12 protein-coding genes and 1 pseudogene are annotated in these 13,418 nt (G+C 59.7%); 9 read left to right on the top strand and 4 right to left on the bottom strand.

Annotation, left to right across the window (positions count from 1 at the left end; translation table 11 throughout):
• Window positions 1-3 precede the first annotated feature (3 nt).
• From entB to EGY08_RS07245, 5 genes are all read left to right on the top strand, one after another.
• Entirely contained in the window at window positions 4-855 is an 852-nt protein-coding gene (gene entB / locus EGY08_RS07270; protein WP_004130335.1) for an enterobactin biosynthesis bifunctional isochorismatase/aryl carrier protein EntB, read from the top strand.
• Window positions 855-1,610, top strand: a complete 756-nt coding sequence (gene entA, locus EGY08_RS07265; protein WP_004130336.1) for a 2,3-dihydro-2,3-dihydroxybenzoate dehydrogenase EntA — start codon at window positions 855-857, stop codon at window positions 1,608-1,610. The genes entB and entA overlap by 1 nt, the downstream gene beginning before the upstream one ends.
• The gene (entH, locus tag EGY08_RS07260) at window positions 1,611-2,024 is read left to right on the top strand and encodes a proofreading thioesterase EntH (protein ID WP_049114832.1); all 414 of its coding nucleotides are present in this window, start codon (window positions 1,611-1,613) and stop codon (window positions 2,022-2,024) included.
• A 505-nt stretch (window positions 2,025-2,529) separates the two neighbouring features.
• Entirely contained in the window at window positions 2,530-4,635 is a 2,106-nt protein-coding gene (gene cstA, locus EGY08_RS07250) for a pyruvate/proton symporter CstA (RefSeq protein ID WP_123829412.1), read from the top strand.
• A gap of 55 nt (window positions 4,636-4,690) precedes the next feature.
• Window positions 4,691-4,888 carry a YbdD/YjiX family protein gene (locus tag EGY08_RS07245; protein ID WP_004130340.1) on the top strand — a complete coding sequence of 66 codons (198 nt, stop codon included), beginning with the start codon at window positions 4,691-4,693 and terminating at the stop codon, window positions 4,886-4,888.
• Here EGY08_RS07245 and EGY08_RS07240 read toward each other — a convergent pair.
• From EGY08_RS07240 to EGY08_RS07230, 3 genes and pseudogenes are all read right to left on the bottom strand, one after another.
• The gene (locus tag EGY08_RS07240; RefSeq protein ID WP_112165454.1) at window positions 4,885-5,289 is read right to left on the bottom strand and encodes a helix-turn-helix domain-containing protein; all 405 of its coding nucleotides are present in this window, start codon (window positions 5,287-5,289) and stop codon (window positions 4,885-4,887) included. The two genes, EGY08_RS07245 and EGY08_RS07240, sit on opposite strands and share 4 nt — an antisense overlap.
• Window positions 5,270-5,562 (bottom strand): annotated as a pseudogene (locus EGY08_RS31040) (type II toxin-antitoxin system RelE family toxin). The gene EGY08_RS07240 and the pseudogene EGY08_RS31040 overlap by 20 nt, the downstream one beginning before the upstream one ends.
• A 185-nt stretch (window positions 5,563-5,747) precedes the next feature.
• On the bottom strand, window positions 5,748-6,836 hold the full coding sequence (locus EGY08_RS07230; protein WP_123828350.1) for an oxidoreductase: 1,089 nt from the start codon (window positions 6,834-6,836) through the stop codon (window positions 5,748-5,750).
• A gap of 160 nt (window positions 6,837-6,996) precedes the next feature.
• On the opposite strand from EGY08_RS07230, the gene EGY08_RS07225 reads away from it, so the two are divergent.
• From EGY08_RS07225 to EGY08_RS07210, 4 genes are all read left to right on the top strand, one after another.
• Window positions 6,997-8,499: a sugar ABC transporter ATP-binding protein gene (locus tag EGY08_RS07225; protein WP_123828349.1), complete on the top strand. Its 1,503-nt coding sequence runs from the start codon at window positions 6,997-6,999 to the stop codon at window positions 8,497-8,499.
• A complete protein-coding gene (locus EGY08_RS07220) occupies window positions 8,496-9,494 on the top strand; it encodes an ABC transporter permease (protein ID WP_004130353.1) in 999 nt (332 codons plus the stop codon). The genes EGY08_RS07225 and EGY08_RS07220 overlap by 4 nt, the downstream gene beginning before the upstream one ends.
• A 144-nt stretch (window positions 9,495-9,638) precedes the next feature.
• Window positions 9,639-10,703: a sugar ABC transporter substrate-binding protein gene (locus EGY08_RS07215; RefSeq protein ID WP_049114539.1), complete on the top strand. Its 1,065-nt coding sequence runs from the start codon at window positions 9,639-9,641 to the stop codon at window positions 10,701-10,703.
• Between the two features lie 44 nt (window positions 10,704-10,747).
• On the top strand, window positions 10,748-11,989 hold the full coding sequence (locus EGY08_RS07210) for an LVIVD repeat-containing protein (protein ID WP_123828348.1): 1,242 nt from the start codon (window positions 10,748-10,750) through the stop codon (window positions 11,987-11,989).
• 127 nt (window positions 11,990-12,116) lie between these two features.
• On the opposite strand, the gene mtnK is transcribed toward EGY08_RS07210, so the two are convergent.
• Complete coding sequence (gene mtnK, locus EGY08_RS07200) at window positions 12,117-13,316, bottom strand: S-methyl-5-thioribose kinase (protein ID WP_004130358.1); 1,200 nt, start codon at window positions 13,314-13,316, stop codon at window positions 12,117-12,119.
• Between the last annotated feature and the right edge of the window lie 102 nt (window positions 13,317-13,418).

The raw sequence follows: 13,418 nt of genomic DNA, 5'->3' as shown, positions 1-13,418 counted from the left end.
AGAATGGCAATCCCAAAATTACAGGCTTACGCGCTGCCGGAAGCCAGCGATATCCCGGCGAACAAAGTGAACTGGGCATTTGAGCCGTCCCGTGCCGCGCTGTTGATCCACGATATGCAGGAGTATTTCCTCAACTTCTGGGGCGAAAACAGCCCGATGATGGAGAGAGTAGTGGCCAACATCGCCGCCCTGCGCGAGTTCTGCAAACAGAACCATATTCCGGTCTTTTACACCGCTCAGCCGAAAGAGCAGAGCGATGAAGACCGCGCGCTGCTGAACGACATGTGGGGACCGGGCCTGACCCGTTCGCCGGAACAGCAGCAGGTGATTGCCGCGCTCGCACCGGACGACAGCGACACGGTGCTGGTGAAATGGCGCTACAGCGCGTTTCATCGCTCGCCGTTGGAGGAGATGCTGAAAGAGGCGGGGCGCGATCAGCTGATCATCACCGGCGTTTACGCCCATATCGGCTGTATGACCACTGCGACTGACGCGTTTATGCGCGATATTAAACCATTCTTTGTCGCCGATGCGCTGGCCGATTTCAGCCGTGAAGAGCATCTGATGGCGCTCAACTACGTGGCGGGCCGCTCCGGTCGCGTGGTGATGACTGAAGAGTTGCTGCCGCTGCCGGCATCGAAAGCAGCGCTGCGTGCGCTGGTGCTGCCGCTGCTCGATGAATCCGATGAACCGATGGATGACGAAAACCTGATCGACTACGGCCTGGATTCGGTACGCATGATGGCGCTCGCCGCGCGCTGGCGTAAAGTTCACGGCGATATTGACTTCGTGGTGCTGGCGAAAAACCCGACCATTGATGCCTGGTGGGCGCTGCTTTCCCGCGAGGTGAAATAATGAATGGACTCGATTTTCACGGCCAGACCGTGTGGATCACCGGGGCGGGCAAGGGGATCGGCTACGCCACCGCCCTGGCGTTCGTTGAGGCCGGCGCGCAGGTAACCGGCTTCGATCTGGCGTTCGACGGTGAAAGCTATCCGTTCGCCACCGAGACGCTGGATGTCGCCGACGCGCGGCAGGTGGCGCAGGTCTGCGGTCGCCTGCTGGCTGGCATTGAACGGCTGGATGTGCTGGTCAATGCCGCCGGCATTTTACGGATGGGGCCGACGGATGCGCTGAGCCTGGAGGACTGGCAACAGACCTTCGCCGTCAACGTCGGCGGGGCGTTTAACCTGTTCCAGCAGACGATGGCGCAGTTTCGCCGCCAGAAGGGCGGGGCGATTATCACCGTGGCTTCCGACGCCGCACATACCCCGCGTATCGGCATGAGCGCTTACGGTGCTTCGAAAGCAGCGCTGAAGAGCCTGGCGCTGACCGTCGGCCTGGAGCTGGCGGGCAGCGGGGTACGCTGTAATCTGGTTTCTCCTGGCTCGACCGACACCGACATGCAGCGGACGCTGTGGGTCAGCGACGACGCTGAACAGCAGCGTATTCGCGGCTTCGGCGAGCAGTTTAAGCTGGGCATTCCGCTGGGCAAAATCGCCCGTCCACGGGAGATTGCCAATACCATTCTGTTCCTCGCCTCCGCTCACGCCAGCCACATCACGCTGCAGGATATCGTGGTGGACGGCGGCTCGACGCTGGGAGCATAAATGGCCTGGAAACGTCAGCTGACGCTGGATGCGCTTAATGCGACCAGCGCGAATACGATGGTGGCGCATCTGGGCATCGTTTATACCCGGCTGGAAGAGGGGGTACTGGAGGCGGAAATGCCGGTCGATGCGCGAACCCATCAGCCGTTCGGGCTGCTGCACGGCGGCGCCTCCGCCGCGCTGGCAGAAACCCTCGGTTCAATGGCCGGATGGTTGATGACCGAAGAGGGGCAGTGCGTAGTAGGCACCGAGCTCAACGCCACTCACCACCGGGCGGTTTCCAGCGGTAAAGTGCGCGGTGAATGTCGACCGCTGCACCTGGGGCGTCAGGGCCAGAGCTGGGAAATTGCGGTGTTCGACGAGCGGGGGCGCCGCTGCTGCACCTGCCGGCTGAGTACGGCGATCCTCGGCTGAGGCATAGCCTGTTCCCGGGTCGCGCAGCGCTTACCCGGGCTACGGGTAACGCGCCGTCTGTGGTTCCGGACAACTCACCGTCGTCTGCGGTGTGCTTCCCCGGTGGCGCTGCGCTGACCCAGGCTACGGGCTCACCGTCATCTGCGGACCGGTAGCCCGGGTAAGGCGTTTACGCCGCAACCCGGGGATACGCCGGGATGAATGTATCGGTGCGTTTTCTTCCCGGGTCGCGCAGCGCTTACCCGGGCTACGGGTTCATCATCGTCTGCGGACCAGTAGCCCGGACAGGCGCGTTAAGCGCCGCCTCCGGGAAACAGACCGCGATGCAGTTACAGATTATCCTCTCCGTTTTCATCTCTTTTCCTGCCAGAAGTGATCTCGCTTGCAATGTGAGATAAATCCTTGCCGTCAGGCGACATCCGCAACGTTTCAAAGTTGTTAAAATTCACATTATGTTCTAGAAACAACTTGTAACATCCTGATTACCCTACAGTGGAACACAATGATGAATAATTCAGGGAAATACCTCATCTGGACACTGCTCTCCGTTATCGGAGCCTTTGCCCTGGGCTATATCGCGCTAAACCGGGGTGAACAGATCAACGCGCTGTGGATTGTCGTCGCGGCAGTCTGCGTCTATCTGATCGCCTATCGCTTCTACGGCCTGTATATCGCTAAAAATGTACTGGCGGTCGACCCGACGCGCATGACCCCGGCGGTGCGTCACAACGACGGCCTCGACTACGTTCCGACCGACAAAAAAGTGCTGTTCGGCCACCATTTTGCGGCCATTGCCGGCGCGGGGCCGCTGGTCGGCCCGGTGCTGGCGGCGCAAATGGGCTACCTGCCGGGAATGATCTGGATTCTCGCGGGCGTGGTGCTGGCCGGGGCGGTACAGGACTTTATGGTGCTGTTCGTCTCCACTCGCCGCGACGGACGTTCGCTCGGCGAACTGGTGAAAGAGGAAATGGGCCCGACCGCCGGCGTACTGGCGCTGGTGGCCTGCTTTATGATCATGGTGATTATCCTCGCGGTACTGGCGATGATCGTGGTGAAAGCGCTGACCCACAGCCCGTGGGGGACTTACACCGTAGCCTTTACCATCCCGCTGGCGATTTTCATGGGGATCTATATTCGCTATCTGCGCCCTGGGCGCATTGGCGAAGTGTCGGTGATTGGCCTGGTGATGCTGGTGTTCGCCATCATTTCCGGCGGCTGGGTGGCGGAAAGCCCGACCTGGGCGCCGTGGTTTGATTATACCGGCGTGCAGCTCACCTGGATTCTGGTGGGCTACGGCTTTATCGCCGCCGTGCTGCCGGTCTGGCTGCTGCTGGCGCCGCGCGACTACCTCTCCACCTTCCTGAAAATCGGCACCATCGTCGGCCTGGCGATCGGTATCCTGATCATGCGTCCAACGCTGACGATGCCGGCGCTGACCAAATTTATCGATGGCACCGGCCCGGTGTGGAGCGGCAGCCTGTTCCCGTTCCTGTTTATTACCATCGCCTGCGGCGCGGTTTCCGGCTTCCATGCCCTGATCGCCTCCGGCACCACGCCGAAAATGCTGGCCAATGAAGGCCAGGCCTGCTTTATCGGCTACGGCGGCATGCTGATGGAGTCCTTCGTGGCGATTATGGCGCTGGTGGCGGCCTGTATTATCGACCCGGGCGTCTATTTCGCGATGAATAGCCCGATGGCGGTGCTGGCTCCGGCGGGCGTGACCGATGTGGTGGCGTCGGCGGCGCAGGTGGTGAGCAACTGGGGCTTTACCGTGACGCCGGATACCCTTAACCAGATCGCTCACGAAGTGGGAGAGCAGTCGATTATCTCCCGCGCGGGCGGCGCGCCGACGCTGGCGGTAGGCATGGCCTACATTCTGCACGGTTCGCTGGGCGGCCTGATGGATGTCTCCTTCTGGTATCACTTCGCCATTCTGTTCGAGGCGCTGTTTATCCTGACCGCGGTGGATGCCGGTACGCGCGCGGCGCGCTTTATGCTGCAGGATCTGCTGGGGGTGATAAGCCCCGGCCTGAAGCAAACCAGCTCGCTGCCGGCGAACCTTCTCGCCACGGCGCTGTGCGTGCTGGCCTGGGGCTACTTCCTGCATCAGGGCGTGGTTGACCCGCTCGGCGGCATCAACACGCTGTGGCCGCTGTTTGGTATTGCTAACCAGATGCTGGCGGGGATGGCGCTGATGCTGTGCGCGGTGGTACTGTTTAAGATGAAGCGCCAGCGCTATGCATGGGTCGCGCTGCTGCCGACCTCATGGCTGCTGATTTGTACCCTGACCGCAGGCTGGCAAAAGTCGTTCAGCACCGACACCAAAGTCGGCTTCCTGGCGATTGCCAACAAGTTCCAGGCGATGATCGACAGCGGAAATATTCCGCCGCAGTACACCGAGTCGCAGCTGGCGCAGCTGGTGTTTAACAACCGTCTGGATGCCGGGCTGACCATCTTCTTTATGGTGGTGGTTGTGGTGCTGGCGCTGTTCTCGATTAAGACCGCGCTGGCGGCGCTGAAAGAGGACAAACCGACGGCGAAAGAGACCCCGTACCAGGCGATACCTGCCGATGCCGATAGCCTGGTGACCCAGGCGAAACGCGCTCACTAAGCCATCACGTTATCGCCCCTCTTCGAAAGAAGGGGGGCGATTATGAGAGTTGAAAATGTTTGATACCCTTTCGAAAGCAGGAAAATATTTAGGCCAGGCGGCGAAAATGATGATCGGCGTCCCGGATTACGACAACTACGTGGAACACATCCGCGCGACCCACCCCGAGCAAACGCCGATGACCTATGAAGAGTTTTTCCGCGAGCGTCAGGACGCGCGCTACGGTGGTAAAGGCGGCGCGAAGTGCTGTTAACCCTCTTTCGGCAGATACAGGCTGATCTGCTCCTGCGTGCAGCCGTAAATGGCCGCCAGCTTTTCGCGGGTGCGCTTTTGCGGGCGGGAGTCGATAGCTTCTAGCTGGGAAACCGCCGACTGGCTAATTCCGAGCTTATCGGCCACCTCCTGCTGCGACAGGCCGCGCAAAATGCGCCACGCCGCCTGCAGGCTGACTTTCTCTTTATCCATGATGTCGCAGACGTCACCCGGCAGCATCACGTTGTCGTAGATATCGTGTTCTACCGGAATATCTTCAAGATCGGCTTCCGTTTCATCATCCAGCTCGGCTAGCTGCAAACACATCTGGAAGTATTCGTTGTAGGGGATCACCGCGTACTGCGCTTTCCCTTCATCATCCTTAATTATCTGAACAGCCATATGGCATATTCTCCTCATGCAAATAGGTTGTTGAGGTTCTGCGCTTAACGGACACGATAAACAGGTCGCTCAGCGTCAGCCCCTGACGTGTGAAAATGACCCGATAATCCCTACCCGAAGACGGTAATGATTCTCTGGTTTAGATAACTTTCTGACATCGGGCCGAGGAGCCGTACGGTCACCTAAATCAGCTAGCCTGCTTTTGATTCTCTGCTGATAGCGATAATCGATATTTGCCAGTTCCTTTTTTGCCACTTTTGACCAGATGAGCATGCTATGTACCTCCACTGTACACCTCAGTTGAACATAAGAAAATAATAAGTTTATAAGATAATTTTGTTACTTTCTTATGAGGGTACCCTAACGCAGAATCGTCTTCTGGCGAAGGCAGAAAAATCAGCTTTGCGAGGCGGCTCGAAAGCGCCTCCGCCGGGCGGCAGAGGCGAATAAAACGGAGATTAACCGACGAAACGTTCGACCTTTTCAAACGCCGCGCGCAGGGTTTCGGCGTTCAGTTCAACCGGCAGAAAATGGATGGACTCCACCGGGCGCAGGGTATGGGCAATTACCTGATCCAGCTGTTCGCGATTCTTGATATCCACCTCCAGCGCCGCCAGCGTGGTCGGCAGGTTAAAGCGCTGATACGCCTGCACCAGCTGCGCCAGCACCTCGTCCTGGCCGAGCAGGGCGCTCTGGACCAGAATGCCGTAGGCGACTTTGGTCCCGTGAAGATACTTCTCGGTCTGCGGCAGCACCGTCAGCCCGTTATGCACGGCATGGGCGGCGGCGACGCGGGTATAGCGCTCGCCCAGCCCGCCGACCATACCGCCGCCGGCGATGATCGCATCCACCACGTCGCGAAAAGCCTGGGTCAGCTCGCCGCGCTGCTGGTCGGCCAGCGCCGTTTCGCTGCTTTCCAGCAGCACATCGCGGATCGCCAGCGCGCCGTTGATACCCAGGCGCACGGTGAGCGGCAGCGTCTCCGGCTGCGGAGCCAGCACCACCGCTTCATACCATTTCGCCAGCGTATCGCCGATGCCCGCCAGCAGGTATTCCGCTGGCGCGTTAAGAATAATGTGCGGCTCCACCAGCACCAGGAAGTTGGCGTCGTCGAAAATCTCGAACTGCAGCGCCTGACCGGCATCGTTATACCACACCGACAGTGGCGTCCACGCCGCGCAGGTAGCGGCGATGGTGGGGATGACCACCACCGGCAGGCCGAGACGACGGGCCAGCGCCTTCGCGGTATCGAGCAGCGCGCCGCCGCCAACGCCAATCACCACCGACCGATCGTCGCCGGATGCGCGGGCCAGCTCGCTGACGTCGCTTTCGCTGCAGTGGCCTTTAAATAATATTTTTTTGGCGCCAGGCGCGTTAAACGCTGTCGGCAGAAAAGCCTGCGCGCCCGCGATAGCCCGCTCGCCGTAAACCCACACCGCGCGTGAAAGCTGTTCTTCGCTGTAAAAATCCTGCAGCCGGGCAAGGCTGCCGGGATGGGAATAGTAGTTGGCGGGGCCGGGGACCACGCGGATATCGCTGTGACTCATCAATGCTGTCCTTGTGCTGTTTCGCTAACCCGATGTTATGTCTGGACATCCGGATGGCTAATATTATTTCGCTTTAACTTATGCCTTTTATGCATTTGTCAGTCAAGGGCGGCTATGAAAAATTCGTTAAATCAGAACATTAATCGACAGGGTGCAGGGGATGACCGGCAATCGCCTTGAGATGCAAAATATTAGCCTGGCCTTTTCCGGCTTTCGGGCGCTGAGCAACGTGTCTTTTACCCTGAAGGGGGGGTCGGTGCACGCACTCACCGGCGCCAACGGCGCAGGTAAGTCAACGCTCATGGCGGTGCTGTGCGGCACGCACGCCCATTACGAAGGCGAAGTGGTGATTAACAATCAGCCGGTAAGCATTCGCTCGCCGCGCGACGCCAAACAGCTGGGGATTCACCTGGTGCAGCAGGAGGTTGACGTCGCGCTGGTCCCGGGCCTGAGCATCGCGGAAAACATCATGCTCGACAGGCTGGCTGAACCGGGGCTGGCTTTTCGCTGGGGGCGGCTGCGCCAGCTGGCGCGCGAGGCGCTGGCCCAGCTTGACGTCAGCCTCGATGTACGCCGCTCCATCGACAGCTGCACGCTGGCGGAAAAGCAGCAAATTCTGCTGGCCCGCGCGCTGTCGCACCACTGCCGCTTTCTTATCCTCGATGAACCGACCGCGCCGCTGGACCAAAACGAAAGCGAGCGCCTGTTTGCGGTGGTTCGCCGCCTGCAGCGGCAGGGCATCGGTATCGTGTTTATCTCGCACCGCATTCATGAATTAAACGCGGTTTGCGACACCCTGACGGTGCTGCGCGACGGCCGGCTGATTGAGAGCGGGCCGATGGCCGATCTGAGCGGCGAGCAGATCGTCGAAAAGATGCTCGGCCATGAGCTGAGCGATATCTTCCCGCCGAAGCGGCCGCCGCATAGCGATGAGGTGCTGTTACAGGTTGAAGGGCTGCACGACGAAGGGCTGCTGCAGGATATCTCGCTGCGCCTGCGCAAGGGGGAGATTCTGGGGATCGCCGGGCTGGCGGGCGCCGGGAAAACCGAGCTGTGCAAGGCGCTGTTTGGCGCCAGCAAAAGCCGGTTGACGCGCGGCGAGCTGAATAGCCAGCCGTGGCGACCGCGCGACCCGGCGGATTCGGTGGCGCGCGGTCTGGCGCTGGTGCCGGAAGAGCGGCGCAAAGAGGGCATTTTTATCGAAGAGCCGGTGGCGATGAATCTGGCGGTTAGCGCCGACAGCAGCTTCTCTCGCTGGAGCCTGTTTGGCCATCGTCAGGCCTGGCGCTGGGCGGAAGAAGTGATCGCCCGGATGGGGATACGGACGTCGGGTCCGGCGCAAACCTTGCGCCGTCTCTCCGGCGGCAATCAGCAAAAGGTGGCGATTGGCAAATGGCTGCGCGGCAACGCCAACGTCCTGATTTTCGATGAGCCGACCAAAGGGGTCGACGTCAAAGCCAAAACGGATCTTTTCAACGTGATTGACGGCCTGGCGCGGGAAGGCAAAGGGGTGATTTACGCCTCGGGCGAATTCTCCGAGCTGGTCGGGCTGTGCGATCGCATCTGCGTGCTGTGGGACGGGCGCATCGTGGCGGAAATTCCGGGCGCAGAGGCCCGGGAAGAGAACATTCTTTATTACTCCACCGGAGGAGCAGCAGCGTGAGTAAAGCCCTGGCAGTGAACGCGACGGTATCGGGCCGTCAGCGATTTTTCGATTTTCTCTACAAATGGGGCATGTTGCTGACCGTCGTCCTGTTGATCGCCGTTTTTGGCCTCGCGTCGGACAACTTCCTCGACCCGTTTAACATCATCAACATCCTGCGCTCCATCGCCATCGTGACGGTGATCGCCATCGGCGTGTCGATATCGCTGACCATCGGCGGCTTCGATTTGTCCGTAGGCTCCACCGCCTCGCTGGCCAATGCGCTGGTGATTTCGCTGTTTGTCTGGCACGGCTTCGGCACCACCGAGGCGATTGTTGTCACCCTGGCGCTCTGTACCTTAGTGGGGCTGTTTAACGCGTTTCTTATCGTGATCCTGCGTATTCCCGACATGCTGGCGACGCTTGCCAGCCTGTTCGTGATTCAGGGCGTGGCGATGACCTACAGCTATGGCGGGTCGATCACCGAAAATATGGTGCTGCCGAGCGGCGATATGGCGGAAGGCGCGATCCCGGCGGCGTTCGGTTCGCTGGGGCAGGTGCCGACGATAGTGATCATTATGCTGGTGGTGACCGTTATCGCTCAGCTGGCGCTCTCTTTTACCACCCACGGGCGGCGGATGTACGCCATCGGCGGCAACCCGGAAGCGGCGCGCCTCTCCGGCCTGCGGATCACCCGTTATAAGGTGGCGGCATATGTGATCGCCTCTCTGCTGGCGGGGCTCGGCGGCATTCTGCTGGCTTCGCGTATCGGCTCGTCGCAGGTGAACGCCGGCGGCGGCTACCTGATGGATGCGGTGGCGGCGGCGTGGATTGGCTTCTCGCTGGCTGGTTCAGGTAAACCGAACGCGCTCGGTACGCTGGTGGGGGCGGTGATTCTGGGCGTGCTCTCCAACGGCCTGGTGATGCTCTCGGTGCCGTACTACGCAATGGACATTATTAAAGGGCTGGTGCTGGCTGGCGCACTCGCACTGACTTATTTTCAGCGCCGTACCTAAAATTTTACCCGTCATTCTTCAAATTGCAGGTGTGTTGGCTGCGTTCACTCACCCGAATCACTTACTTATGTAAGCTCATCGGGATTCGTTTACTTGCCGCCGTCCTGCAATTCGAATTATCTAGGGTAACAAAAAGGAAACACTATGAAAAAGATAACGTATTCACTCATCGCACTGGGGTTGTTCAACGCGACGGCAGCTTTTGCTGAAACTCCGACGCCGCTTCCGGCGGCGATTGCCGAACATAGCGGGCCGATTCGCATCGCGGTGATCCGCAATCTGGGCTCCGACGATAACACCACCCAGTTTGTCTCCGGGGCGCTCCAGGAGGGGAAAAAGCTCGGGTTTAAAATCAGCACCTTCCTCAGTAACGGTGATGATGCCAAATTCCAGGACTTCGTTAACCAGGCGATTAGCCAGAAATACGACGGCATTATTCTATCTCAGGGACGCGACCCCTACGCCACCGCGCTGGTGAAAAAAGCGGTGGACGCCGGGATCAAAGTCTCGGTCTTCGATACCGCGGTAAACGGCGAGATCCCGGGCGTTACCGTTACCCAGCAGGATGACGCTTCGCTGACCGAACTCTCCTTTGGCCAACTGGTGAAAGATTTCAACGGCAAAGCCAACATCGTCAAACTGTGGGTCGCGGGTTTCCCGCCGATGGAGCGCCGCCAGGCGGCCTACCAGACGCTGCTTAAACAAAACCCCGGCATCAAAGAGCTGGAGTCCATCGGCGCGGTCTCTTCCGACGTGCAGGGCGATACCGCCAACAAGGTCGGCGCGATCCTGGCGAAATATCCGAAAGGCAAAATTGATGCTATCTGGGGAACCTGGGACGCCTTCAGCCAGGGCGCGTATAAAGCGTTGAAAGAGAACGGCCGCACCGAGATCAAACTCTACAGCATCGATATTTCCAACCAGGATCTGCAGCTGATGCGCGAATCCGGCAGTCCGTGGAAGGTGAGCGTGGCGGTGGATCCGAAGCTTATCGGCGCCACCAACGTGCGCCTGATCGCCAATAAGATTGCCGGGGAACCGACGCCTGCGACCTACGACTTTAAAGCGGCGGCGATCCCGCAGGCGCTGCTGGCGGCGCAGCCGGGGGCGGTGAACGTCGCCTCGCTGGGTAAAATAATCCCGGGCTGGGGCCAGACCGAAGACTTTATCGCCCCGTGGTTCGCCACTCTCGAAGCAAAGAACAAATAACAACTACCCGGTAGCGCTGCGCTTACCGGGCAACAGGAGGTTGCGTGACTGCGTTACCCACACCAGAATACAGCCGCAATATGCGGCTGATCGGGCATAGCGATCAGGGGGGACGCCCGGACGGCGTCCAACTGATGGTCCATCGTGGTTTTGCCTATATCGGCCATATGGTCTCGCAGGGTTTTTCCGTGGTGGATGTGCGCGACCCGAAAAATCCGCAAACGGTCAATTACATCGCTGCGCCGCCGGGTACCTGGAACGTCCATTTACAGGCGCACGACGATCTGCTGCTGGTGATCAACGCCCGGGATCTGTTCGCCGATGCCCGCTTCGCCGACGAGAAGGTTTACTACACCCGTTCGGTGGGCGAGACGGTCAGCGACGTACGGGATAAGGGCTGGAGCGCCGGACTGCGGATCTTTGATATTTCGGTTGCGGATAAACCGCGTGAAATCAGCTTCCTGTCGCTTAACGGCATCGGCATTCACCGCATCTGGTACGTCGGCGGACGCTGGGCCTACGTCTCCTCGCTGATCGACGGTTTTAGCGACTACATTTTCCTCACTATCGACCTGGCCGATCCGCGTAAGCCGGAAGTCGCCGGGCGCTGGTGGCTACCGGGAATGAATCTGGCGGCGGGGGAGACCGCGCAGTGGCCGGAGGGCAAGCGCTATGCCCTGCATCACGCGATTATCGCCGGCGACACCGCCTACGGCAGCTGGCGCGACGGCGGTCTGACCCTGCTTGATGTGCAGGACCGCGCGCATCCGAAGCTGATCAGCCACCGTAACTGGAGCCCGCCGTTTGGCGGCGGCACCCACACCGCGCTGCCGCTCCCGGATCGGGATCTGCTGGTGGTGCTTGATGAGGCGGTGCTGGATAACCAGCAGGACGGCGAGAAGCTGATCTGGCTGTTTGATATTCGCGACCCAACAAACCCGGTGAGTATTTCGACTTTCCCGCAGCCGGATGAGACCGACTATGTGGCGAAAGGGGCGCATTTCGGCCCGCATAACCTGCATGAAAACCGTCCCGGCAGCTTTGTCAGCTCAACGCTGATTTTTGCCACTTACCAGAATGCGGGCGTGCGGGCTTACGATATATCTAACCCTTATCGACCGGTGGAAACCGGGGCGCTGGTGCCTGCCGCACCGGTAAAAATGATGGATACCCGCCCAGGCCGCCCGCGGGTGATCCAGTCCTGCGACGTCTTCGTTGATGCGCAGGGCATAATCTACAGCACCGACTATAACGGCGGGCTATCGGTGATTGAGTATCTGGGGTAGGGGATTGTGGGTTGTTGCCTTCCCGGGTTGCGGCGTAAACGCCTTACCCGGGCTACCGGACCACAGACGGTGGCGAACCCGTAGCCCGGCTAAGCGCAGCGCGAGCCTGGAAAGGCTGGACGGAGATTCAACCGTACTGACGAATTCGCGCAATCAGTTCTTCGACATTGTCGAGACGGTCAGCAATGAGAATAAGCGCTTTACCCAGCGTGATGGCGTGGCGCAGGCATTCATGGCGCATGGCTTCGTCCTGGATAGTATCGATATCCGCCACGTGCGACAGCCCGACGCTGCGGCGAATCAGTTCGGTGCCGCAGAAGCCCACCGCGTCTGCCCAGACTTTCTTCAGAAACGTGGAAGCATAGCCGGGCCAGGCCAGCGCGGCATCACGGGATTTCTCCGCCGCCAGCGTCTGAAAACGCTCGGCGAAGGTTGTCCAGAACTGCTGAATATCGCTGAGGCGCTGTTCGCGAGCCGCAGCGGCATCGCGAATGCCCAGATGGCCTGGCAGACCGCAGTAGTTGAGCAGCAGGTTGCCGATGGCGGTACCGATATCGAAGCCTATCGGGCCGAAAAAGCCGAACTCGGCGTCGATGGCCTTAAAGCTGTCCTCGGCGACGAAAATCGAGCCGCTGTGGATATCGCCATGCAGCAGCGCTTCGGCATGGGAGAAGAAGCGGTGCTTGAGCGCGGCCACCGCCAGCTTCAGCTGCGTATCGTCGCGCAGGGCGGCGACATCGGCTTCCAGCGCGGCTGGATAGCTGTTGCGCTCGTGAACCTGATACGGGTCGTTGAAAAACAGATCCTCGGTGATTTCGCACATCTCGGGGTTAATAAACTGCGCCACCTGGGCTTTTTTCTCGTGAGGATGCAGATAAAAGTCGCTGGTGTGGAACAGCGCCTGGGCCAGGTATTCCCCCAACTGGCTGGCGGCCTGCGGGTAGTAAACGTTGTTAATCAGCTCGCCGCGCCAGATGCGGTGATCGGAGAGGTCCTCCATCACCATCACCGCCAGCACGGGGTCGAAATGGACAATCCGTACCGTGTGCTGCGGGCAGTGCTGATAGTGAGCCACAAGGGTTTGCGCCTCAAGGCGGGCGCGATCAAGGGTCAGCGGCCAGGATTCTCCCACGCAGCGCACGTAGGGCAGCGCCTGCTTAACGATGATCCGGCTCACGCCCTCGGTATCGAAAATTTTAAACACCAGGTTGAGGTTACCATCGCCCACTTCCTGCGCGGACACCAGTTCTGACGGGTTTTCGATACCGCCAAATTGTTGGGCGTAAGCCACCGCATCGCTGGCCGTGAAAGTATGGTATTGCGACATTGCCTCGATCCTCAAAATTCTGATTAAGCCGTTCAGACGTCTATACTTCTGGATTCCATCCTGACACAATGTGATACAACAACGCAACAGGGATTTAACTAA

This window comes from Klebsiella sp. FDAARGOS_511, assembly GCF_003812845.1.
Classification (GTDB): Bacteria; Pseudomonadota; Gammaproteobacteria; order Enterobacterales; family Enterobacteriaceae; genus Klebsiella; species Klebsiella grimontii.
The sequence above is the reverse complement of the archived record's forward strand: the minus strand, read 5'-3'. Positions and strand labels throughout refer to the sequence as shown.

What these genes read in the sequence shown, in the direction of transcription:
- entB (WP_004130335.1), top strand. Translation starts at nt 4, where the DNA reads ATGGCAATCCCAAAATTACAGGCTTACGCGCTGCCGGAAGCCAGCGAT.
- EGY08_RS07245 (WP_004130340.1), top strand. Translation starts at nt 4,691, where the DNA reads ATGTTTGATACCCTTTCGAAAGCAGGAAAATATTTAGGCCAGGCGGCG.
- mtnK (WP_004130358.1), bottom strand. Translation starts at nt 13,316, where the DNA reads ATGTCGCAATACCATACTTTCACGGCCAGCGATGCGGTGGCTTACGCC.
- EGY08_RS07230 (WP_123828350.1), bottom strand. Translation starts at nt 6,836, where the DNA reads ATGAGTCACAGCGATATCCGCGTGGTCCCCGGCCCCGCCAACTACTAT.
- entH (WP_049114832.1), top strand. Translation starts at nt 1,611, where the DNA reads ATGGCCTGGAAACGTCAGCTGACGCTGGATGCGCTTAATGCGACCAGC.
- EGY08_RS07225 (WP_123828349.1), top strand. Translation starts at nt 6,997, where the DNA reads ATGACCGGCAATCGCCTTGAGATGCAAAATATTAGCCTGGCCTTTTCC.
- cstA (WP_123829412.1), top strand. Translation starts at nt 2,530, where the DNA reads ATGAATAATTCAGGGAAATACCTCATCTGGACACTGCTCTCCGTTATC.
- EGY08_RS07240 (WP_112165454.1), bottom strand. Translation starts at nt 5,289, where the DNA reads ATGGCTGTTCAGATAATTAAGGATGATGAAGGGAAAGCGCAGTACGCG.
- EGY08_RS07215 (WP_049114539.1), top strand. Translation starts at nt 9,639, where the DNA reads ATGAAAAAGATAACGTATTCACTCATCGCACTGGGGTTGTTCAACGCG.
- entA (WP_004130336.1), top strand. Translation starts at nt 855, where the DNA reads ATGAATGGACTCGATTTTCACGGCCAGACCGTGTGGATCACCGGGGCG.